The organism is Elizabethkingia sp. YR214, assembly GCF_003058195.1.
Lineage (GTDB): Bacteria > Bacteroidota > Bacteroidia > Flavobacteriales > Weeksellaceae > Elizabethkingia.
Genome location: NZ_QBUH01000003.1, coordinates 93,400 through 116,900, shown reverse-complemented (window position 1 = coordinate 116,900; position 23,501 = coordinate 93,400). Strand labels below are relative to the sequence as shown.

The 23,501-nt window shown below is 37.1% G+C and carries 23 protein-coding genes; 10 read left to right on the top strand and 13 right to left on the bottom strand.

Annotated elements, in window-relative coordinates; translation table 11 throughout:
- Window positions 1-3 precede the first annotated feature (3 nt).
- Both cysS and folE read right to left on the bottom strand, forming a co-directional pair.
- Complete coding sequence (cysS, locus tag C8J95_RS06595; RefSeq protein ID WP_107807678.1) at window positions 4-1,467, bottom strand: cysteine--tRNA ligase; 1,464 nt, start codon at window positions 1,465-1,467, stop codon at window positions 4-6.
- A 144-nt stretch (window positions 1,468-1,611) separates the two neighbouring features.
- Window positions 1,612-2,277 carry a GTP cyclohydrolase I FolE gene (gene folE, locus C8J95_RS06590; protein ID WP_059326025.1) on the bottom strand — a complete coding sequence of 222 codons (666 nt, stop codon included), beginning with the start codon at window positions 2,275-2,277 and terminating at the stop codon, window positions 1,612-1,614.
- A gap of 193 nt (window positions 2,278-2,470) precedes the next feature.
- Between folE and C8J95_RS06585 the strand changes: the two genes are divergently transcribed.
- The 6 genes from C8J95_RS06585 (at window position 2,471) to C8J95_RS06560 (ending at window position 8,190) form a co-directional block, all read left to right on the top strand.
- Window positions 2,471-2,710 carry an acyl carrier protein gene (locus C8J95_RS06585; protein WP_002976354.1) on the top strand — a complete coding sequence of 80 codons (240 nt, stop codon included), beginning with the start codon at window positions 2,471-2,473 and terminating at the stop codon, window positions 2,708-2,710.
- A gap of 26 nt (window positions 2,711-2,736) precedes the next feature.
- Window positions 2,737-3,984 (top strand): beta-ketoacyl-ACP synthase II, encoded by a 1,248-nt coding sequence (gene fabF, locus C8J95_RS06580; protein ID WP_107807677.1) that lies wholly within the window; start codon window positions 2,737-2,739, stop codon window positions 3,982-3,984.
- Window positions 3,984-4,754 carry a ribonuclease III family protein gene (locus C8J95_RS06575; protein ID WP_034867872.1) on the top strand — a complete coding sequence of 257 codons (771 nt, stop codon included), beginning with the start codon at window positions 3,984-3,986 and terminating at the stop codon, window positions 4,752-4,754. The genes fabF and C8J95_RS06575 overlap by 1 nt, the downstream gene beginning before the upstream one ends.
- On the top strand, window positions 4,726-5,196 hold the full coding sequence (locus C8J95_RS06570) for an IPExxxVDY family protein (protein ID WP_009085607.1): 471 nt from the start codon (window positions 4,726-4,728) through the stop codon (window positions 5,194-5,196). The genes C8J95_RS06575 and C8J95_RS06570 overlap by 29 nt, the downstream gene beginning before the upstream one ends.
- On the top strand, window positions 5,189-6,634 hold the full coding sequence (gene pyk, locus C8J95_RS06565) for a pyruvate kinase (RefSeq protein ID WP_034867875.1): 1,446 nt from the start codon (window positions 5,189-5,191) through the stop codon (window positions 6,632-6,634). The genes C8J95_RS06570 and pyk overlap by 8 nt, the downstream gene beginning before the upstream one ends.
- 98 nt (window positions 6,635-6,732) lie before the next feature.
- Window positions 6,733-8,190, top strand: a complete 1,458-nt coding sequence (locus C8J95_RS06560; RefSeq protein ID WP_107807676.1) for a sodium:alanine symporter family protein — start codon at window positions 6,733-6,735, stop codon at window positions 8,188-8,190.
- Window positions 8,191-8,248: 58 nt separating this feature from the next.
- Here C8J95_RS06560 and C8J95_RS06555 read toward each other — a convergent pair whose 3' ends face one another.
- Genes C8J95_RS06555 through hutI form a run of 3 tightly spaced genes read right to left on the bottom strand, consistent with a single transcriptional unit; the run spans window position 8,249 to window position 11,713 of the window.
- Window positions 8,249-9,550 (bottom strand): aldehyde dehydrogenase family protein, encoded by a 1,302-nt coding sequence (locus C8J95_RS06555; protein ID WP_107807675.1) that lies wholly within the window; start codon window positions 9,548-9,550, stop codon window positions 8,249-8,251.
- Between the two features lie 20 nt (window positions 9,551-9,570).
- Window positions 9,571-10,488, bottom strand: coding sequence for a formimidoylglutamase (hutG, locus tag C8J95_RS06550; RefSeq protein WP_107807674.1), 918 nt, complete (start codon window positions 10,486-10,488; stop codon window positions 9,571-9,573).
- A gap of 1 nt (window position 10,489) precedes the next feature.
- Window positions 10,490-11,713, bottom strand: coding sequence for an imidazolonepropionase (gene hutI / locus C8J95_RS06545; RefSeq protein WP_107807673.1), 1,224 nt, complete (start codon window positions 11,711-11,713; stop codon window positions 10,490-10,492).
- A gap of 77 nt (window positions 11,714-11,790) precedes the next feature.
- Here hutI and ruvB point away from each other — a divergent pair, with 77 nt between their 5' ends.
- The 4 genes from ruvB (at window position 11,791) to coaE (ending at window position 15,070) form a co-directional block, all read left to right on the top strand.
- Window positions 11,791-12,813 carry a Holliday junction branch migration DNA helicase RuvB gene (ruvB, locus tag C8J95_RS06540; protein ID WP_059343509.1) on the top strand — a complete coding sequence of 341 codons (1,023 nt, stop codon included), beginning with the start codon at window positions 11,791-11,793 and terminating at the stop codon, window positions 12,811-12,813.
- A gap of 91 nt (window positions 12,814-12,904) precedes the next feature.
- On the top strand, window positions 12,905-13,534 hold the full coding sequence (locus C8J95_RS06535; protein ID WP_107807672.1) for an FMN-binding negative transcriptional regulator: 630 nt from the start codon (window positions 12,905-12,907) through the stop codon (window positions 13,532-13,534).
- A 61-nt stretch (window positions 13,535-13,595) separates the two neighbouring features.
- A complete protein-coding gene (locus tag C8J95_RS06530; protein WP_107807671.1) occupies window positions 13,596-14,462 on the top strand; it encodes an MBL fold metallo-hydrolase in 867 nt (288 codons plus the stop codon).
- 5 nt (window positions 14,463-14,467) lie between these two features.
- Window positions 14,468-15,070 carry a dephospho-CoA kinase gene (gene coaE / locus C8J95_RS06525; RefSeq protein WP_107807670.1) on the top strand — a complete coding sequence of 201 codons (603 nt, stop codon included), beginning with the start codon at window positions 14,468-14,470 and terminating at the stop codon, window positions 15,068-15,070.
- 199 nt (window positions 15,071-15,269) lie between these two features.
- Here the strand turns inward: coaE and C8J95_RS06520 are convergent, their stop codons facing one another.
- The 8 genes from C8J95_RS06520 to C8J95_RS06485 all read right to left on the bottom strand — a co-directional run bounded on the left by C8J95_RS06520 (window position 15,270) and on the right by C8J95_RS06485 (window position 23,443).
- Complete coding sequence (locus C8J95_RS06520) at window positions 15,270-15,944, bottom strand: DUF6048 family protein (RefSeq protein WP_107807669.1); 675 nt, start codon at window positions 15,942-15,944, stop codon at window positions 15,270-15,272.
- Complete coding sequence (locus C8J95_RS06515) at window positions 15,910-16,398, bottom strand: DUF6452 family protein (protein ID WP_107807668.1); 489 nt, start codon at window positions 16,396-16,398, stop codon at window positions 15,910-15,912. The genes C8J95_RS06520 and C8J95_RS06515 overlap by 35 nt, the downstream gene beginning before the upstream one ends.
- Window positions 16,395-17,807 carry a 23S rRNA (uracil(1939)-C(5))-methyltransferase RlmD gene (rlmD, locus tag C8J95_RS06510; protein ID WP_107807667.1) on the bottom strand — a complete coding sequence of 471 codons (1,413 nt, stop codon included), beginning with the start codon at window positions 17,805-17,807 and terminating at the stop codon, window positions 16,395-16,397. The genes C8J95_RS06515 and rlmD overlap by 4 nt, the downstream gene beginning before the upstream one ends.
- A gap of 6 nt (window positions 17,808-17,813) precedes the next feature.
- On the bottom strand, window positions 17,814-19,325 hold the full coding sequence (locus C8J95_RS06505) for a TlpA disulfide reductase family protein (protein ID WP_107807666.1): 1,512 nt from the start codon (window positions 19,323-19,325) through the stop codon (window positions 17,814-17,816).
- A 317-nt stretch (window positions 19,326-19,642) separates the two neighbouring features.
- A complete protein-coding gene (locus tag C8J95_RS06500; RefSeq protein WP_107807665.1) occupies window positions 19,643-19,825 on the bottom strand; it encodes a hypothetical protein in 183 nt (60 codons plus the stop codon).
- A 133-nt stretch (window positions 19,826-19,958) separates the two neighbouring features.
- The gene (locus C8J95_RS06495) at window positions 19,959-20,732 is read right to left on the bottom strand and encodes a succinate dehydrogenase/fumarate reductase iron-sulfur subunit (protein WP_034867900.1); all 774 of its coding nucleotides are present in this window, start codon (window positions 20,730-20,732) and stop codon (window positions 19,959-19,961) included.
- Between the two features lie 23 nt (window positions 20,733-20,755).
- The gene (locus tag C8J95_RS06490) at window positions 20,756-22,765 is read right to left on the bottom strand and encodes a fumarate reductase/succinate dehydrogenase flavoprotein subunit (protein WP_045182284.1); all 2,010 of its coding nucleotides are present in this window, start codon (window positions 22,763-22,765) and stop codon (window positions 20,756-20,758) included.
- A gap of 15 nt (window positions 22,766-22,780) precedes the next feature.
- Entirely contained in the window at window positions 22,781-23,443 is a 663-nt protein-coding gene (locus C8J95_RS06485) for a succinate dehydrogenase cytochrome b subunit (protein WP_034867904.1), read from the bottom strand.
- Between the last annotated feature and the right edge of the window lie 58 nt (window positions 23,444-23,501).

The window sequence follows — 23,501 nt, the reverse complement described above, 5'->3', positions numbered from 1 at the left end:
GATCTAGTTGATCGTATAAGATGTCCCCTCTCTTCCGTCTTTTAGTTCAATACCTTTCTCCAGAAGACGGTCTCTTATCTGATCTGACAACTCCCAGTTTTTAGTCTTTCTTGCCTGATTTCTCAGTTCAATCAATAACTGCAATGTTTCATCCAGTTTATCACTTCCTGTTTCTTCTGTTATCGTTTGTAATCCCAGCACATCAAATACAAAAGCATTCAGTTTTTCTTTTAATAATGCAAGGTCATCTGCTGTGATTGTTTCTTTCCCATCTTTAAGAAGGAAAATCCATTTTACAGCCTCGAAAAGATGCGATATAAGTATTGGACTATTAAAATCGTCAACAAGTGCAGAATATGCTTTATCCAACCACTCCGGAATATTAACCGTAGACGCATCAGATGGTTGAATTTCATCTAATATTTTTACAGCGTCCATCAAACGGCTAAAGCCTTTTTCACTCGCCAGCATTGCCTCATTGGAAATATCCAGTACACTTCTGTAGTGTGCCTGCAGGAAGCAGAAACGCAATACACTTGGATGGAATGGTTTTTCGAAGAAATTATTATTCCCGGTAATTAACTCCATTGGCAGAATATAATTACCTGTAGATTTACTCATTCGTTGTCCATTCATTGTTAGCATATTGGCGTGCATCCAGTAGTTTACCGGCTCTGTACCATTGCAAGCCTTACCTTGAGCGATCTCACATTCGTGATGTGGGAATTTAAGATCCATTCCTCCACCGTGAATATCGAACTTATCTCCAAGATATTTAGTACTCATTGCAGTACATTCCAGGTGCCATCCCGGAAAACCTTCTCCCCAAGGAGAAATCCAACGCATAATATGTTGTGGAGATGCCTTTTTCCAAAGTGCAAAATCCTGTGGATTTTTTTTCTCACCCTGTCCATCCAGATCACGGGTATTGGCAAAAAGTTCTTCTATATTTCTACGACTTAGTTCCCCATAATTAAGTCCTCTTGCATTATATTCCAGAACATCGAAGTAAACGGATCCATTGCTTTCGTAAGCAAATTCCTTTTCAATTAACTTTTTTGTCAGTTCAATTTGCTCGATAATATGACCTGTTGCCGTTGGCTCTATTGTAGGCGGAAGCAGATTAAATTTCTTTAGTACTTCATGAAAATCGACTGTATACTTCTGTACAATTTCCATTGGTTCTAATTTTTCCAATCGGGATTGTTTAATAAAACGGTCATTATCTATATTCCCGTCATCAGTTAAATGACCCGCATCTGTAATATTTCTTACATACCTTACTTTATATCCCAGAAATTGCAGGGATCTATATATAAAGTCAAAAGAAAGAAAAGTTCTTACATTTCCTAAATGGACATTACTATATACTGTAGGTCCGCAGACATACATTCCAACATTTCCGTCCAATATAGGTTTGAAGTCTTCTTTTTCTCCTGTAAGCGAGTTATATATTTTAAGTTGCATTATTTATAATGTTGTTTAAAGTGAAAGATTAAAATGATCTTGTTGTAGTTTTCTGCCAATATAATTACAATTTGCCACAACAAATAATTGTAGCAAGAAAAATTCGGTTCGAAACTTTTTTAAATTTTATCATTTTATATTACTTTAATCCAGTTTTGCATGGCTTCCTACATAATGAAGGAATTCCTGTCTTGTAATAGGGTTTGTTCTGAAAATACCGCTTAGTTCTGCGGTAATTGTTGAACTTGCTGTATCTTTTATACCTCTGCAATTTACGCAAAGATGTCTTGCATCTATAATGCAGGCTACATCTTTAGTTCCCAAAGCTTCCTTCATCGCTTCTACAATCTGCATTGTAAGGCGCTCTTGTACCTGCGGACGCTTTGCATAATAATCTACAATCCTGTTGATCTTGGAAAGTCCGATTACTTTACCATTAGATATATAAGCTACGTGAGCTCTTCCTATAATAGGAAGAAAATGATGTTCGCAGAAAGAATAAACAGTAATATCCTTTTCTACTAACATCTGTCTATATTTATATTGATTCTTAAAAGTAGATATTCCGGGTTTATTTTCAGGAAGTAATCCACCAAAGATTTCATTGACATACATCTTCGCTACGCGCTTAGGTGAATCTTTCAGACTATCGTCGGTCATATCCAGTCCAAGCGTTTCCATTATCTCACTAAAAAGACCTTCAATCTTCTGAACTTTTTCATCTGCAGACAGCCTAAAAGCATCTTTTCTTAGTGGTGTATGTTGATTTCCGTCGTAAATATCATCGTCATTATCAAAAAAATCATTCATTCTGTAATATTTTCAAGCAAAAATAATGAATAAAATCAGGATGAAAGAATCCAGATTAAATTTTAAATAATTCGTTTTTAGAACCTTAATTTTTCAAACCACGTAAATCATCAAAATTGAGTAAAAAAATAGCAAATGATTCGATTTTTTATATATTTGCAGTTGGATTAACAATTTTTAAAATACATTTACTATGTCAGACATCGCATCAAGAGTTAAAGCTATCATCGCTGATAAGCTAGACGTGGAAGAAACTGAAGTAACACCAGAAGCTAGCTTCACTAACGATTTAGGAGCAGATTCTCTGGATACTGTTGAGTTGATCATGGAGTTCGAAAAAGAATTCAACATTCAGATTCCTGATGACCAAGCTGAAAAGATTACAACAGTAGGACACGCAATCGCTTATATTGAAGAAGTAGTCAACAAATAATTGTTGAAGAACATTAAAGAAAATTTATGGAATTAAAGAGAGTAGTAGTAACTGGCTTCGGAGCCCTTACACCGATAGGAAATAATGCAAATGAGTACTGGGAGAGCCTTGTAAAAGGTACAAGTGGAGCAGCGCCGATTACTCTTTTTGATTCCACTAATTTTAAAACTCAATTTGCCTGCGAGGTTAAAAACTTCGATCCATTAAACCACTTCGATAAGAAGGAGGCAAAAAAAATGGACCGTAACTCGCAATTAGGGCAGGTTGTTGCACGTGAGGCGATTGCTCACAGCCGTATTATTGAGGACAATGTAGACAAAGACCGTGTAGGTGTTATCTGGGGATCCGGAATTGGTGGACTTGAAACTTTTGAAACTGAAGTTTTAGGATATGCTGCATCAAATAGTATCCCAAGATTCAACCCTTTCTTTATTCCTAAAATGATTGCCGACATTACGCCTGGGAATATTTCTATAGAATTTGGATTCCATGGTCCTAACTATACCACAGTTTCAGCTTGTGCTTCTTCTGCCAATGCAATTATTGATGCTAAAATGCTTATTCAGTTAGGCAAAGCGGATGTTATTGTTTGTGGAGGATCTGAAGCAGCTGTAACAGCTAGTGGTGTAGGAGGCTTCAATGCTATGCATGCGCTTTCAACAAGAAATGACGATCCTAAAACAGCTTCCCGTCCATTCGACAAAGACAGAGATGGTTTTGTACTGGGTGAAGGAGCAGGATGCATCATTCTTGAAGAATACGAACACGCTGTAAAAAGAGGCGCTACAATTTATGCCGAACTACTAGGTGGAGGTCTTAGTGCAGATGCTCACCACATGACAGCTCCACATCCGGAAGGATTAGGTGCTTATTTAGTAATGAAAAGATGTCTGGATGATGCCGGAGTTACTACTGATGAAGTAGACCACATCAACATGCATGGTACTTCTACTCCATTAGGGGACATTGCGGAATCTCAGGCAATTGCTAAATTATTAGGTGAACACGCATTTGATATTCAGATCAATTCTACTAAGTCTATGACGGGGCATTTATTAGGTGCAGCCGGAGTTATAGAATCTATAGCAGCTTTAGGCACTATTATCCACGGAATTGTTCCTCCAACGATCAATCATTTCACAGATGATGAGAAACTGGACAGCAGACTTAACTTTACTTTCAACACAGCAGTGAAGAAGGAAGTGAATATTGCAATGAGCAACACTTTTGGATTTGGAGGGCATAATGCCTGCGTTTTATTCAAAAAGATTTAATGGAGATTAAAAGCTATTTTTCCAATCTTTTAAAAAAACGAACCAAAACTTTATCCGATAAAGATAAAAATTTTAAAGCCGCCATTAACAGATTGGTGGGCTACAAGGTGAATGACCTTAGATTATTCAAAGAAGCTTTCACTTTAAAATCTCCAAATACCACAAAAGAAGCCTTCAACTACGAAAGATTAGAATATCTGGGAGATGCTGTATTAGGAAGTATTGTTTCCTGTCACATTTTTCATGAATATCCTAATGCCAATGAAGGTTTCCTTACACAGATGAAATCTAAAGTGGTAAACCGTAAAAATTTGAATGCGCTGGGAGAGCGTCTGGAACTTACCAGATTTTTACAAAACAAAGAAGAGAACACCACTTTAAGTGAAAATATCCATGGTAATCTTTTCGAAGCATTAGTTGGCGCTATTTATCAGGATATAGACTATGATAAATGCAGAGAAATAATTCTGGGCCAGCTTCTGACTAAACAGGACATCCTTAATCTGGAAAATAAGATTATCAGCTACAAAGGATTATTACTGGAGTGGGGTCAAAAGCAAAAAATTCACCTCCGTTTCGAAACTACTGAAGAAAACTATGTCAATAAGACTGTTCATTTCCGTAGCAGCGTATGGATGGAGGACAGACAAATTTCCAATGCATCCGAAGCTTCCAAGAAAAAAGCTGAGGAAAAAGCTGCACAGCGGGCTTACTACGCATTGCAAAAAAAAGAAAACATTAATGGCGAAAGTAAAAAAAATACGCCTTGATTTTGATGATGACGAAGCTATAACCGTCGGGCTTATCCGCTTGACGAAACCTGTTTCATACCATCAATTTTTTTTTGATATTAATCGTTGTAACGAATTCCAATTTCACAGAACAGAAGACTTTATCACCCAAAACGGATTAACAGAATATGAATTCTTGTCCATGCAGGGTTATGATAAAGGTGAAAAAAACTGTTATCAGATAATAGCTAATAAATCCTTCAAAAAGGAAGAAAACACGCCGTCTAACCTCTTCGAAGGTTTGCAGGAGATACATTATCTGCTGGAAGAACACCAAGATGTCGATTTCTTAATAAAAACTCAGGATTCGTTTCCCGATTTTTCCTTAATTTTGTTTCCTGAAAATGTGATCTTTCCAATTCAGGAATATCAAATTCAACCTGAAGAATTAATATACCAATATATTCAAGAAAATGAGTGAATATCTAAAGAAAACTAAAATTATTGCAACCCTTGGGCCTGCATCCTCCAATAAAGAGACAATCCTGCGCATGGTACAAGCCGGAGCAGATGTTATCAGAATTAACTTTTCACACGCTGATTACGATCTGGTAAAACAAAACATTAATCTTATTCGCGAGATTAATGCAGAGTATGGTTTCTCTACTTCTATTTTAGGAGACCTTCAAGGACCAAAACTTCGTGTAGGTGTTGTAAAAGAGGGTTCTTACCTGAATCCTGGAGATGTACTTACCTTCACAAATGAAAAAGTAGAAGGTGACTCTACAAAAGTGTACATGACTTATGAAAGATTCCCGTTGGATGTAAAAGTAGGAGAAAGAATCCTTATCGACGACGGAAAGCTTGTTCTAGAAGTTATAGACACTAATGGTAAAGACACTGTTAAAGCAAAAACAATACAAGGAGGTCCTCTAAGCTCAAAGAAAGGGGTAAACCTTCCTAATACTCAAATATCTCTTCCTGCATTGACTGAAAAAGATATTCAGGACGCTAACTTTATCTTAGATAATGAATTCGACTGGATCGCACTTTCATTTGTACGTCACGCACAGGATATCATAGACCTGAAAGAGCTTATTTCTAACCACCCGAACGGAAAATTATTCCGTACACCGATTATTGCTAAGATTGAAAAGCCTGAAGGTGTGAAAAATATCGATGAAATTCTTGCAGAATGCGATGGTATAATGGTGGCACGTGGAGACCTTGGTGTAGAGGTTCCTATGGAAGAAGTTCCGTTAATTCAGAAGAAACTAGCTGAAAAAGCAAGAAAATATTCTAAGCCTGTAATCGTTGCAACCCAGATGATGGAAACAATGATAAACAGCATGACTCCTACAAGAGCCGAGGTAAATGATGTTGCAAACTCTGTATTAGACGGAGCGGATGCGGTAATGTTATCTGGTGAGACATCTGTGGGTAAATATCCGGTAGATGTTGTAAAAACAATGGCTAAGATTGTAAGCAATATCGAGAATACTCAGATGTACAGTACAAGAAACGAGCCTATAGAAAAAATTAACTGTGTAGACGACCGTTTCATTACTGATTCTGTTTGTTATTCAGCTGTAAGAATTGCTGAAAAAACAGACGCTAAAGCGATTGTAACACTTACTTATTCTGGTTATACAGCATTCCAGATTTCATCTCACAGACCGAATTCTCACATCGTAGTATTCAGCTCTAACAAGCGTGTACTTACAATGCTAAACCTTCTTTGGGGTGTAAGAGCATTCTTCTATGACATGAAAAAATCTACGGATGAAACTGTTATTCAGGTTAATATGCTTACATGGAATTATGGACTTGTAGAACAAGGAGATTTTGTAGTTAACCTTAATGCGATGCCGGTTCACGAAGGTGGAAAAACAAATACACTTCGTTTAACAACAATCTAAGAAGATTTATTCTTTTATATACAATCCCTGTCTGTTGACAGGGATTTTTTCGTTTTTAGCCCGTCACCAAATAATTGTATATTAGGACAAATTAATAAATGGACAAAATTATTCATTCTTTTAGCGACCTTGTATGGTCCGATGCTCTCATCTATCTCTGCTTAATTACTGGTCTTTACTTTTCTATCCGAACAGGATTTCTTCAGGTCACTTATCTGAAAGATATGGTAAAACTTCTCTTCAGTAAAAACGAGTCCAATAAAGGAATTTCATCATTTCAGGCTTTTTCATTGGCCATTTCAGGGCGTGTAGGTACCGGAAATATCGTTGGAGTTGCCACAGCTATAGCTATGGGTGGCCCGGGCGCTGTATTCTGGATGTGGCTGATTGCATTTCTGGGCTCTGCATCTGCTTTCGTAGAAGCTACGCTAGGGCAGCTGTACAAACAGGAATCTAATGGTGAATACCGTGGTGGAGCCGCTTATTATATAGAAAAAGGTCTTGGAGTAAAATGGTATGCAGTGTTATTCGCAGTTCTTACTATTATCAGTACAGGTCTGTTGCTTCCGGGTGTGCAGAGCAATAGTATTGCTTCCGCCATAAACAATTCTTTTTCTATAGGAACAGAACATTATAATTTCCCTCTGGTTGGAGAGCTGCCAGTAAACTATGTTGGAATTCTGATTATTATCCTATTGGCATTAATCATATTTGGAGGTGTAAAAAGACTTGGAAAAACAGCCGAATTTGTAGTTCCGTTTATGGCAGGAATTTATATTCTAATGGCAGTCATTATTATTGTTCTCAACATTAAAGAAGTTCCTTCTGTTTTAAAACTGATTTTCAGTTCTGCATTCAATATGAATGCGACCTTTAGTGGCATCTTCGGAATGGCTATAGCCTGGGGAGTAAAAAGAGGAATTTACTCGAATGAAGCAGGTCAGGGAACTGCACCACACGCAGCAGCTGCAGCAGAAGTAAAACATCCTGCCCAGCAAGGTCTTGTTCAGGCATTTTCTGTTTATATAGACACACTATTTGTATGCTCTGCAACGGCATTTATTATTCTGTTTACAGGACAGTATAACGTATTAGGACCGAACGATACATATCTGGTACAAAACGTTCCGGGAATTGATTATACAGGCTTTACACAGGCTGCAGTCTCTCATGTCTTCCCTGGCATTGGTAAGCAGTTTGTTGCTTTTGCTTTATTTTTCTTTGCCTTTACTACGATTATGGCTTATTACTATTATGCGGAAACTAATATTTCTTATCTGATTAAGTCCGGAAATAAAAAAACATACATCTGGATTTTAAGAGTTGCTTTCTTGTTTGCTGCATACTTCGGAACCGTTAAAGAAGCCAAAATTGCGTGGGCATTGGGAGATCTTGGAGTAGGATTAATGGCATGGGTAAATATTATTGCAATTCTCCTTCTGGGGAATGTTACCCTAAAGGTATGGAAAGACTACAAGCTTAAAAAGAAATCTGGGAATATGTATTTTAATTCCAAAGAAGCAGGAATTAAAAATGCTGACTTTTGGGAGAATTAATCTTTGGATCAGATTACTGATTATAAAAAAAACCGACAGTTGACTGTCGGTTTTTTTATTAAAGTGTTCCTATAATACTTTTAGGAATTGTAAATTCTTTTAGTGCAAAAAGGGATAGCTCTGTGCCATATCCTGAACGCTTAGCACCTCCCAAAGGCATATCGGGCATAGATTTGGTCATTTCATTAACACCTACAGCTCCGGATTCCAGATTGTCAGCAAAAAAGAAAGCTTTCTCTTTATTCCTTGTCCAGATTGAGTTCCCTAATCCAAATCTGGTACTATTTGCCAGTTGTAAACAGTCGTCATCACTCTTTCCGATTAATACCATTCCTAGCGGGCCAAAAAGCTCTTCTTCAAGAATAGGATTACCATCATTCACTCTCATCAAGCCTGGTTTAAAAACAATATCTGAGATTCTCTCTAATGGAACTATTGGTTCAGCTCCATTATCCAGTGCCTTTTTATATTGAGCTTCCAAATCATCGGCTAAATCTTTACGAGCCATTGCAGAAAGTTTAGTTTCTTTATCTTTTGGATCTCCCGGAACATACTTTTTGAATTCTTCAATAAATTTAGGAAGAAATTCATTTTCAGCATTCTGATGGATAATAAATCTCTTTGCAGCTACACAAGTTTGTCCACAATTCTGAAGCCTTGACTCCGCTCCTACTCTTGCTGCTTTATCAAAATCAGCATCTTCAAGAATAATAAAAGCATCACTTCCGCCCAGTTCTAAAACTGATTTTTTAATATTTGTACCTGCAATAGACGCAACAGATGCTCCGGCAGGTTCACTTCCGGTAAGACTTACCCCTTGTACCACAGGGTTCTCTATAATTCCCTTAATTTCTTTATGTCCAGCTTCCAGATTCAGGAATACTCCTTTAGGAAATCCTGCAGCTGTTAATATTTTTTCTATAGTATTTCCGCTTTCAAAACAGATCGAAGCATGTTTTACCACGACTGTATTCCCTGCCAGTAATGCAGGAACAGCAAAACGTAGCACCTGCCAGAAAGGATAATTCCATGGCATTACACCTAGTATAACTCCCATTGGCGTATGATGAACTTCACATACATTGAATTTAGTCTTTACTTCTTCCGGCTTTAATATATTCTCTGCTTTCGCATAATAATTCATCATCAAAGCACATTTCTCAATCTCAGCAATAGACTGAGAAATAGGCTTATTCATCTCACGTGTGATGATCTTTCCGTATTCTTCGGATTTATCTAACAGCAGCTGTGCTGCTTTCGCCAACAATTCCTGCTTTTCCTCAAAAGTTACCTTTCTCCATTCTCCAAAAGCTTTATCAGCTTCCAGCAACTTATTCTCAATTTGTTCTGTTGTAAGCATTTTCTGTTTTTATAAATTTTCTATATCATTAACCATTCATTTACTAAAGATGCCGCCAGTCGCGCTGTTCTGTCCTGAATATCATAGACAGGATTTACTTCAGCAACATCTAAAGCTTTTAATTTATTATTCCGCAAAATATGTCTGTATAACAGCATAAATGCCTGATCCGTAAAAATTCCGTTATAAGCTGAAGCACTTACGCCAGGTGCAATAGACGCATTGAAAACATCCATACATATTGTAACATACAGCACATCTATTCCGTCCAGGAATTCATCTATCCTTGGATATAACTGTGGAAGATTTTCAAAGAAGAGCTCGTCTGCAAGAATATACTCCATCCCATATTGGTGTGCAGCATCAAATAATTTCAGGGTATTACTATTCCTTTGAATTCCAATATGCAGAGAGTGGATTTCTCCTTCATTAGCAATCTGCCAGAATCCTGTTCCGGATGAAACCAAATTATTTTCCGGTTCTCTGTTATCAAAATGAGCATCAAAATTAATAATACCAATTTTCTTACCCGGAAAAGCTTTTTTTATACCTGAGTAATGCGCATAAGTAACTTCATGTCCACCACCTAATACAATACTTTTACCATTATTTAACAATCCACTGGCTACAGCATCTGCTAAACATTGTTGTGCTTTTTCCAGATTTTCATCCGGACAGTATATATCCCCGAAATCAAAAAGACTGAAGCTTGGTGATACCACTGGGAAATTACTCATATTCTTTCGGATAACATTGGGTGCTGCTGCTGCTCCTACCCTGCCTTTATTTCTTTTTACGCCTTCATCTACTGCAAAGCCATGCAAAAAAAAGCTGTTATCTACAATTTCTTTATAATCTGTTTTATCTTCAACTGCCTGAAAAAGCCTTCTGCTTAATAAGTCTTCACCATCAAAACGGCCGGACCAGATTCTTTCCATATTAGTATTTTTCTCCTTTGATGTAAACAGCACATGGCTCTAATGCACCTTGTCTGTATAATACATTCTGATAGTTATCTGTTTTAAAGCAAACCATGTCTGCTCTTTTTCCTTCGGATAATACACCACGGTCTTCAAAACCTAAAGCAAAAGCCGATCTGAATGTTATCCCCGCTAAAACTTCTGCTGTGGATAACTTCTGGAATGTTGCCAGAATCGAAGCCTGTGTTACCAGTTTACCCATTGGTGCTGAGCCAGGATTCCAGTCAGTAGCGATAGCTAATATTCCGCCGGCATCTAATATTTTACGAGCCGGAGCAAAAGAATCTCCTAAGCCAATACTTGCTCCCGGAAGAGCCACTGCAACTGTATTTGATTTTGCTAAATAATCTATATCTTCATCAGAAGTTGCTTCTAAATGATCAGCAGATTTAGCGCCACATTCTACTGCAACACGCGAGCTTCCTGGCGTAAATTGATCAGCATGAACTGTGATTTCAAAGCCCATTGCTTTTGCCTTTTGTAAGAATGCCTTACTCTCTTCCGGTTGAAAAGCAGATTTCTCAATAAATATATCTACTCTTTCTGCCAGATGCTCTTCCTGAACAACAGGCAAGACGTACTCTAATACATAATTAAGGTATTCTTCTGAATCTCCGTTAAAATCCTTAGGCTTCATATGTGCTGCAAGGCACGTTGGTATCAGCTTCGCTGGTGTTTTTTCTTTAGCATGGTTAATTGCTCTCAGCATTTTAAGCTCACAATCCAGCTTTAACCCATAACCACTTTTAATTTCTATCGTTGTGATTCCTTGGCGGACAAGGTCATCTATTCTAGTGCAAAGTGTTTTATGCAATTCTTCTTCTGTTGCTTCGCGGGTATGCTTTACTGAGCTCCAAATCCCGCCTCCGGATTCTGCAATCTCCAGATATGTTTTTCCGGCATTACGCATAGAGAAATCATTAGCGCGATTTCCTGCAAAGCAGATATGTGTATGACAGTCTGTAAATGCAGGCATAGCAATTTGCTCTCCTTCCGTTTCTTCCAAAGTAACATTTGGAAATTCTCTTCTTAAAGTTTCAAAATTGTCAACTTTAACGATTTTACATGACTCAATTAATATCCCGGCGTTCTCTATAATTTCCAGCTGTTCATCTTTTAAACTACCTCGTAGAGGTAAGTTGGCAAGTGTTACTACTTGCTTAAAAGGTCCGATTATTTTCATCTCACTAATTTACGATAAAAATAGAAATTTGATTGCGCTTTATTTTTTTATAAATTTGACTCTACACAAATTTAGTTATGCCTAACTTCCTTCACCCCGATAAAGAGAATTTTTCCGACGATGAGCTTTTTCAGGAAGACCATATTCGTCCGCAAAGTTTCAGAGATTTTGCAGGGCAACGTCAGACATTGGAAAATCTGGAAATCTTTGTTGCGGCAGCCAAATCCAGGAACAGTTCTCTGGATCATGTCTTATTACATGGCCCGCCGGGATTAGGAAAGACTACTTTAGCACACATTATTGCCAATGAGCTTGGCGTTAACTGTAAACTGACTTCTGGTCCGGTATTGGATAAACCCGCAAATCTTGCAGGATTATTAACGAACCTGGAGGAGAATGATGTATTGTTTATCGATGAAATCCATAGACTATCTCCTGTAGTCGAAGAATATTTGTATTCTGCAATGGAAGATTTTAAGATAGACATTATGCTGGAAACTGGTCCCAATGCACGTTCGGTACAGATAGGGCTAAACCCTTTTACACTGGTAGGTGCAACTACACGTTCCGGTATGCTAACAAAACCATTACTTGCCAGATTTGGCATCCAGTCCAGACTGGAATATTATAATATCGAATTACTTTCTACTATTATACAAAGAAGTGCACGGGTTATGGGTATAAAAATCTATGAAGATGCTTCTATAGAAATTGCCAGAAGAAGTCGTGGTACACCCAGAATTGCTAATGCTTTGCTGAGAAGAGTACGTGATTTTGCAGAAATAAAAGGTAACGGAGATATTGAAATTGAAATTACCAAATTTGCTCTGAATGCATTAAAAGTTGATGAATATGGCCTTGATGAAATGGATAACAAGATATTGAGAACCATGATCGAAAACTTTAAGGCACGCCCTGTTGGCATCAGTGCTTTAGCTACTTCTATTGGAGAAAATCCAGAAACACTGGAAGAAGTATATGAGCCTTTTCTTATTCAGGAGGGCTTTATTATCCGAACTCCGAGAGGGCGTGAAGTAACAGAAAAAGCTTACAAGCATTTGAATATGGCTAAGCCTAAAAGGCCGGACGAGCTTTTTTAATTTATCAGTTTAATAACTTATCTTTATAGTATAGCATAGTTTTCTAGAGGCTGTGCTAAAATCTATTGTTTCATATTAAAAACTTATACACATGCATATTCCCAAACCATATAAAAGTGAGGATTTTGGATTACTAAAGGAGATTATTAGCAATCATTCCTTTGGTCTTTTGATTTCTTCCAAAGAAAAACTTTTTGCCACCCATTCCATGTTTTTGATGAATGGTACCAATGAAGATTTCATACTGGAAACCCATATTTCTAAAGCTAATTTTCAAGCCAAAGCTCTAAAAGACGGAGATCAGGTATTATGTGATTTTCTTGGGGCGCATACCTATATTTCATCCTCCTGGTATGACCATATAAATGTTTCAACATGGAATTATGAAGCAGTGCAGGTTCGCGGTACAATAAGAATAATGACCGATGAAGAGCTCTACAAACATCTGAAGAAACTGACTACTAAATATGAAAAATACCAGAAATGCCCAATGTATGTCCAGAATATGGGCGATGACTTTGTAAGGAAAGAAATGAAAGGAGCCTTTGGAATGAATATTATTCCGGACGAAGTCTTCATTAAAAGCAAACTCTCTCAGAATCGTAATAAAAAGAACCTTGATATGATTATCGAAAACTTACAGGATTCCGGTGATAACAATGCTCAGATTATCGCAGATAAAATGCTAAAAGTAGCGGCTGGCAAAGATCAGGAAGTATAAAAAGATCAATAAGTACCGGTCATTTCCGGAAAAATTACTATCTTAACCCAAAAGATTCTTTATGAAACTATATCCTATAGAAACCGGAAATTTCAAATTGGACGGCGGTGCTATGTTTGGTGTTGTTCCGAAATCTATCTGGCAAAAAACAAACCCTGCGGACAGCAAAAATCTTATCGATCTTGGTATGCGTTGTCTGCTGATTGAAGACGGAAAAAACCTTATTCTTATTGATAATGGTCTTGGTAATAAGCAGGACGACAAATTCTTTGGGCATTACGACCTGTGGGGAGATGCTACTTTAGACAAATCTTTGGCAAAATATGGTTTTGTTAAAGATGATATTACCGATGTTTTTCTTACCCATTTGCACTTCGATCACTGTGGAGGCTCTATAGAATGGAATGATGACAGAAGCGGCTACCGTACTGCATTTAAAAATGCAAGATATTGGAGTAATGAAAGCCATTGGCAATGGGCTACAGAACCCAACCCAAGAGAGAAGGCAAGCTTCTTAAAGGAAAACATTCTTCCTATCCAGGAAAGCGGCCAGCTTAATTTTGTGCCTTTACCTACAACGGGGAACTACGGATTTGCGCCTGACCTTAAAATGGATATTATTTTTGTGGACGGTCATACTGAAAAACAAATGTTACCGGTGATCAAATATCAGGAAAAAACAATTGTTTTTGCAGCAGACCTTATTCCTACTGTAGGTCATATTCCGTTAGTATATGTAATGGGTTATGATACACGTCCTCTTTTAACAGTATCTGAAAAAGAAAAATTCCTGAAACAGGCTGTAGATAATGAATATATTCTATTCTTCGAACACGATGCCCATAACGAGCTAGCTACATTGAAAATGACAGAAAAAGGGCCTCGTTTAGATGAAATTCATAAGTTCAATGATATATTCGGATATTAATAAATATGCATAAAATCATTGGCCTTACAGGCGGTATCGGTTCCGGAAAAACAACTGTAGCGCGTTTCATAGAAGAAATGGGATATCCTGTTTATAACTCGGATACAAGAGCAAAAGATCTGGTGAATGAAAGTGATGACCTAAAAGCTTCTATTATTCAACTATTAGGGGCACAAGCTTATGATGAAAATGGCCTCTATGACCGAAAATATGTTGGGTCTATAGTTTTTAGCAATGATGAATTGTTAAAACAGCTGAACGCGATTATTCATCCTGCCGTTAATAAAGATTTTCATGACTGGGTAAAGAGGCAATCCCGTAAAATTATCTTTAAAGAAACAGCACTACTTTTTGAGCTGAAATTAAACTTGCAATGTGATAAAAGCCTGCTTGTAACTGCTGATGAAAGTATAAGAATAAAAAGGGTGATGGACAGGGATTCAAAAACCTATCGTGAAGTAGAAAAAGTAATAGATAATCAAATGCCGGAAAGAAAGAAAATACGGCTTGCAGATTATGTCATTGAAAATAATTCGGATATGCAACACCTTCGTTTGAGCACTGAAAAAATTATGACTTCTCTTATTAGCGATCTGCGTAAAATTTAGAACTAAACCCTTTCTGTAAGGGTTTTCTAATTTTCACACATATAAAAAACTTTAGTAAAATAATATTGAATATTAAAAAATAATATGATTTTTTTTATTATTTTTGGGAGCATTTTGTTTTAGCTCACGATTTGATGAGTAGATTAAAATGTTTAAGTAATAAGTGATTGGAAGCCTCCTGAAAAGGAGGCTTTTTATGTTAAAACAGGTAAGCTACACTCCACATAAAGCCAAGTTTGAACTTATTGGCATCGGTTCCGAATCCCGGAATTACCATTGGAGTTATATTCTCTTGTTTCGTTGTATAAATCATATATTTTGGCTGTACCTGCGCATCGATATAGAAGTTAGAATGGAAAAGTTCTACCCTTCCTCCAATAGCTCCTTCCAACCAATAAGCAGATTGAGAAGATGTCGGAAACGACGCATAAGAATCGTGTCCCTGAAAACCTCTGGTCGGAATAGATCTCATTTCCTGCTGATAGAAAGATGCTGCCACCTTTCCGCCGGCATAAAATCCGTTTTGCTTATTATCAGGGTCAGGACTTAGCATGTATACTGTTCCGGCTTTAACGAATAATCCTTTTGCAGATACATCGTATCCGTTTTTGTCATACTTATTCTTTTCATAACCTACATCAGCTACCAGATGAAGCCTTGGTTGTATACGTGATGTAGCAAAAGCCTGGAATAATTTCTGATCAGTGAAAGCCATTAGCCCTAAATGAAGCACATCTACTCCAATCATTACATTCGGCTTATATTTCCATTTCTTAGCAGCAAGGGTATCACTGCTTATCTTTTTCTTCTCCTGCGCAAAGCTTAAGAAAATAAAAAGACTAAAAATTAAAGTATAGAACAGTCTTAACTTCATTATGAATTTGATTAGAGTTAACTTCAACACTTTTCACCGGATTCAGTCCTTCAACAGGTGATACTGTAAGATTATCATACAATTTTCTTATTCCGCATCCTGGTGAAACATATTCTGAAGATTCAGTATACTTTACTTTGATTTTAGAGATATCAGTTTTTGATTTTGGATTGGTCTGAACCAGAATATCTGTAAAGCCGTCTCCAGTAACTTTCAGCGGTATCATTACTGAATCCACCGCTTTAACGTTTGGTGCTACTATCAGGGTATCTGTACCCCATAAGATACGGACTGTAAGACTGTCCATCCTGGCAAGCTTTCCATCTGCTGCTCTTTTAAACTTTACTTTCATCTTAGGAGAACCTCCCTCGGTACATATATCATCTTCCTGATTACAGGCTACTACAGCCAGTAACAAAGGAACAAAGCAAAATATAAACTTTATATACTTCATGATTTTTTAATAAGCAGTGCTATATTCTCTACGTGATGAGTCTGCGGGAACATGTCCACTGGCAAAACCCTCACTAAGTTATAATGTTCTTTTAACATAGCCAAATCTCTGGCCTGCGTTGCAGAATTACAGCTTACATATACAATTTTCTCTGGTGACAGATTAAGTATTTGTTCTACAACCTTAGCGTGCATCCCGTCTCTTGGCGGGTCAGTAATTAAAACATCTGCTTTAGGGTGAGATTCTAAAAACTCCTGATTGAAGATATCTTTCATATCTCCACAGTAGAAAGTACAATTAGTAAGACCGTTCAGTTCCGCATGCTCTTTAGCTGCATCTATCGCCTCCTGTACTGCTTCTATACCTATTACTTGTTTTGCATTACGGGCAACATATTGTGCAATGGTACCTGTTCCTGTATAAAGATCATATACAACTTCATCTCCTTTCAGGTCTGCAAATTCAAGAGTCTTACGGTATAATTCCAAAGCTTGCTTATAGTTGGTCTGGAAAAATGATTTTGGTCCTATTTTAAATCTAAGCCCATCCATTTCTTCATACAAAAATCCTTCTCCATAGTAAGTCTGAATATCCAGATCATAGATACTATCATTTCCTTTTGGATTAATAGCATAAAGTAGTGTATGGATTTGCGGAAACTTCTGTAATAAGAAATCAAGGAGCTTTACACGCTCAGTTTCGTTCTCTTCAAAAAGCTGGAATAAAACCATCCATTCCCCTTTAGAGTTCTGACGCATCATTAGCGTACGAAGAAAACCTTCCTGATTTCTTACATCAAAGAATTCAAGATTATTTTCCTCAGCATATTCCTTTACAGCAAGACGAATACTGTTGGATGGATCTTCTTGCAAGAAACACTCCTTCAGATCCAGAATCTTGCTCCACTGTCCCGGAATATGGAATCCTAGCGCATTTCTGTCAGCTATTTCTTCAGTAGAATTTACTTCTTCCAGTGTAAGCCAACGTGCGTTGGAGAAAGAAAATTCCATTTTATTTCTATAAAAATACTGTTCTGCAGACCCCAGAATAGGCATCGCTTCAAAACCTTCAATACCACCAATTCTGCGGATATTGTTCAGTACTTCATCCTCTTTAAACTCTAATTGTTTTGCGTAACTAAGATTCTGCCATTTACATCCTCCACATACGCTGAAATGCATACATCTGGCATCTACTCTGTCAGGAGATTCCTCCAGAATCTCTATTGCTTCAGCTTCAATATAGTTCTTTTTCGACTTTTTCATACGGGCATTTACCAAATCTCCAGGTACAGCCCCACTCACCAAAATGGTTTTACCATCCTCTGTTTTACCAACAGAAACTCCTTTCGCACCGGCTGAAAGGAGTTTGATATTTTCAAGAATTACATTCTTCTTTTTTTTCTGCATCTTATATTATTTAGCTTTCGCTTCTGTCTTTACTTTTGCTGAATCCACAGGTGCTGGTGCAGGCTGCACTTGCATTTGTGGTGGAGCAATAACTGGTCCGTTAATTCCGGACACCTTATCTAAAGCAGTTTTGAAGTCAGGTTCCATCATACTCATGAAACTCTTGCTTGCTATTTTACCATCTTTATCTAAGATTACAAAGCTTGGCAATTTAAATCCGTATAGTGCATATTTTTGTGCCATTTCAGATTTAAGACCTCCTTTTGCATATAGTTTCTGTCCTTCAGTTCCGCTTAGCATTGCTACAGCTGTTTTCTTAAATTGAGCTGCATTGTCATCCACATCAATGAATACAAAATTTACTTTACTCTTATAAGCATTGGTAACTTCTTTAAGCATTGGTACTACAGATTCTGCAATATATGGATTCCAAGAAGCATAGAACATAATCAATGTAGGCTTTCCGTTGAATGATGAAGAAGGTACTTTTTTACCACTCACATCAATAAAGTCTCCTGACGGTGCAGCTGTACCAACTTTAAGACCATAAACAGCTTTTTCTACTTTTTCCAATCCTGCTTTAACTTCAGAGTCTTTAATGTTATCATTTAATAACTTCATTAACTTTTCTGAGCTAGCTTGTTGTGGGTGCATATCCATTCCTGCAACAAAAGAAATCAGGTAGTCTTTAACCAATTGAGAATAATCTTTTTTATCCTTGATATAGTTAATGAACATTTCAGTTGTAGTACCATCTGGTTTTTGGTTTTTCATAGCATAAGCCTGGAAATCCTGACCAAGAGTACTTAGCATATAACCTCTGTATGAAGGATACATTTTGATTTTAGCATCTTCATCTCCTTTTAATTCTTTTTGGTAATCTTTTAGCTTCTGAGACGCTTTATAATCAGGCTTCCCTGTAACCTGTCCGTGAAGCTCTATATATTTCCCAGAGAAAGAAAGAAGATTAACATCTAATTCATCTTTTTTCCATTTTACTAAATCACTGTCAGCACCTGTAGATTTTGCCAGGTTATCTATCTCTTTGTTTAAGTCTGATCTGAATTTCTTCAGCTGATCTATGAATTTTGTTTCATCCTGAGTGATGATATCTTGCTGGATTTTAGAAAAATAATTATCTAAATAAGTTTGTGTCTTTTGTAAAAACACATTGTTTTTTGAATCTCCCTCAACAGTAAATACTTTTGGAAAGCCAGCTGCACTGTTACCAGAAAGTCTTACATTTTCCCCTCCTTTTAAATAAACGGTACCATAGTTACCTCCATAAGAAAGTGTATATACACCATTTTTAGGAATCTGGATCGTATCAGAGAAATTACCTTGTGCATCTACACCAAAATTAGCAATAGGCAATGTTGCGACACCTGACATGTCAACAATTTCTATTCTTTCCAATGGTGAACCTCCGATAACTTTACCAGAGATAACAACAGTCTTTTTGTTTGAACAAGACACTATAAATAAAGTGCATAATACTATTAATAATAGTTTTTTCATCTCAAAATTTTAATAGAAGCAAAAATAACCTTTTTTCCATATATATCCCTGATTTTGTCATCTTTTAATATTATTTAACGCTTACTTCTGTTTTCACAGAGTGCTTTAAGACCAAAATTAAATTTTTCTATACAGTACCATTGTCTAAAACAATCAATTTCGGATTTAAAATGACATTATTTTACTTTCGAACCGCTGAATCTAGTGGTTATATTTATAGATGATGATGATAGTTGCTCATTTCCACTAGCTGCTAAAGGCTTTTTTAATTTAGTAGCTCAAGTCTTGGAACTGAATAAAAATGGTGAAAAACAAAATTAAGGCTTGCAAGGCATAACGCCGGCTATGACTTTGTCTATACCATCAATAATACAGCCGCGAACTTTTTCCAGTTCCTGTTCGATTTTACTCAACTCTTTGTCAAGACCTCCAATGATATTACCTAGAAATCCATATACAACAATACTGCTCAGTTCTTTAGAGGATATTTTTATTGTCAAAAATTCAATTTGGCTTCTAAATTTTCACTTTTTATATATTTCAACAATACCAATTATTGCCTTACATATTATATTTATAAATAAAAAAAGCCGCTAATAAGCGGCTTTTTTTATTTATAAAGAGATTGTAATCTTAGTGATTAGCTGTTGTAAAATTCGCACTCAGATATTCTCTGTTCATTCTTGCAATATTCTCCAAAGAGATACCTTTTGGACACTCAACCTCACAAGCTCCTGTATTAGAACAGTTACCGAATCCTTCTTCGTCCATTTGTTTTACCATGTGAAGGACTCTACGTTTTGCCTCAACTCTACCTTGTGGTAATAATGCAAACTGAGAAACTTTAGCTCCTACAAATAACATTGCAGAACCATTTTTACAAGTTGCTACACAAGCTCCACATCCGATACATGCCGCAGCATCCATTGCTTTATCAGCATCTTCTTTTGGCACAGGGATATTGTTAGCATCAGTTGTTCTACCTGAAGTATTTACAGAAATAAAACCACCGGCAGCCATTACTCTGTCAAATGCAGAACGGTCTACTACCAAGTCTTTGATTACTGGAAAAGCAGCACTTCTCCATGGCTCGATATGAATTGTTTCACCATCCTTGAAGTGACGCATATGCAGCTGACAAGTAGTAATACCTGTATCAGGACCATGTGCTCTACCATTGATGTATAGAGAACACATACCACAAATACCTTCACGACAGTCGTGATCGAAAGCGATAGGATCTTTTCCTTCGTTAATTAAATTTTCATTCAGAATATCTAACATTTCAAGGAATGAACTGTCTGTAGATACATCTGAAATCTTATAGGTTTCGAACTGACCTTTTGTCTTATTATTTTTTTGTCTCCAAATTTTCAGTGTAAGATTGAGACCTTTTTTTTCACTCATAACTTTTATTTTAAGGTTGGAGATTATTTATAACTTCTTGTTTTAACTTCGATATTGTCGTAAACAAGATCTTCTTTGTGCATTACCTCGTGGTTGATATCTGCTCCTTTGTATTCCCAAGCAGCAACATATTTATAGTTCACGTCATCACGCTGAGCTTCACCATCTGGTGTAGAATACTCTTCACGGAAGTGACCTCCACAAGATTCATTTCTGTTTAATGCATCAATTGCCATTAGCTGACCAAGTTCCAGGAAGTCTGCAACTCTGAAAGCTTTTTCCAATTCCGGATTCAGGTTATCGGCATCTCCCGGAACTCTTACATTCTGCCAGAAATCTTTTCTTACTTCCTCGATTTCTTTAATCGCCTCCTGAAGTCCCTGAGCTGTACGTCCCATACCAACTTTATTCCACATAATGTTTCCTAATTGCTTATGGAAATGATCTACAGAATGAGTTCCTTTATTGGTAAGGAAGAATTCAACTTTATTTTTAATTTCTGTTTCTGCCTGATCAAATTCAGGCGTATTAGTTGGTATAGCACCAGTTCTGATATCTGCAGAAAGATAATTAGCAATTGTATATGGCAATACAAAATAACCATCTGCAAGACCTTGCATAAGTGCTGATGCCCCTAACCTGTTTGCACCGTGATCGGAGAAGTTAGCTTCACCTACAACGAAACATCCCGGGATAGTAGACATCAGGTTATAATCTACCCATACACCACCCATTGTATAGTGTACAGCAGGATATATCTTCATTGGAGTTTCATATGGATTATCCGCAGTAATTTTTTCATACATCTGGAAAAGGTTACCATATTTCTCTTCAACCCAAGCTTTACCTAAAGAATAAATTTGTGCAGAAGAAGGATTGTGAATATTCTGCTCAGTAGCAGATTCCTTACCTTTCTTCATAATCTCTGTAGAGAAATCTAAGTATACACCTTCTTTAGTATCATTATTTTCGATACCGAAACCAGCGTCACATCTTTCTTTAGCTGCACGTGAAGCAACATCACGTGGTACTAAGTTACCGAATGCAGGATATCTTCTCTCCAAATAATAATCTCTATCTTCTTCAGCAATATCTTTTGCTTTCTTCTTTCCTTCACGGATAGCAATAGAATCTTCAATCTTTTTAGGCACCCAGATTCTTCCTGAGTTTCTTAAAGATTCAGACATCAACGTCAGTTTAGACTGTTGTGTTCCGTGTACCGGAATACATGTAGGGTGAATCTGAACGTAGCAAGGGTTTGCAAAATAAGCACCTTTTTTGTGAATTTTCCAAGCAGCAGAAACGTTAGATCCCATTGCATTGGTAGAAAGGAAATAAACGTTACCATAACCACCAGAAGCAACAACTACAGCGTGAGCAGAGTGTCTTTCGATTTCCCCTGTCACCAAGTTTCTTGCGATAATACCTCTTGCTTTTCCGTCTACAATAACAAGCTCCATCATCTCGTGACGGTTGTACATTTTAATACGACCTTTACCAATCTGACGGCTCATTGCTGCGTAAGCACCTAAAAGAAGCTGTTGACCTGTTTGTCCTTTTGCATAGAAAGTTCTTTTTACCTGAACCCCACCAAAAGAACGGTTATCCAACATACCTCCATATTCTCTACCAAATGGCACCCCTTGAGATACACACTGGTCTATGATGTTACCAGAAACTTCAGCCAAACGGTATACGTTAGCCTCTCTTGCACGGTAGTCACCACCTTTAATAGTATCATAAAACAAACGATAGACAGAGTCACCATCGTTCTGATAATTTTTTGCTGCGTTAATACCTCCCTGAGCTGCAATAGAGTGAGCTCTTCTTGGAGAATCCTGATAACAAAAAGCTTTTACATTATAGCCTTGTTCTGCCAAAGTTGCTGCTGCAGAACCGCCCGCAAGACCTGTTCCTACAACAATAATATCAATTTTGTCCCTGTTGTTTGGCGCAACAAGTTCCATGTGATCTTTATGATTTTTCCATTTGTCAGCCAATGGCCCCGCTGGAATTTTAGAATCTAAACCCATAATAATATTTATTGGTTATTGAGTTACATAATGAAAGATAGCAATAAAAATAAATCCTAAAGGAATGATTACTGCGTAAACATTTCCGATAGTTTTAATTGCTGGTAAATACTTTGGATGATTAGCCCCAACCGATTGGAAAGAAGACTGGAATCCATGAGATAAGTGAAGACCTAGTAATACAAATGAAACTACATAAAGCGCTACTCTCCACAGATCTGCAAATTTGTGATGAAGCTCTTCCCAGTAACGCGTAGGCTCTGGTGACAAATGCTTTACATATTTGAAATCCATTTCATGAATCCAAAAATCGTAAAGGTGTAATGCCAAGAAAGCTAAAATTACTGCTCCTGAAATAATCATATTTCTGGATACCCATGTAGCATTAGCTCCATTGTTGCTGTAACCGTATTTTACCGGACGTGCTTTGTTATTCTTCGCCTCAAGAATAAAGCCCATTACAAAGTGAAACACTACTGCAAACCCTAAAATAGGTTGCATTAAAAACTGTACAAGCGGGTTATATCCCATAAAATGAGACGCCTCATTAAAGGCATCCTGACTAAAAACCGAAATAAGGTTTACAGAAAGGTGCATAATAAGGAATATCAGCAAAAACATCGCTGATAAAGCCATAAGGAATTTTCTCCCGATTGATGAAGATGTCAATCCTGCCATAGTCTAATTATATTATTTTTCTAATTTCACAAAATTAACAATTCTTGTGCGTGTAGTA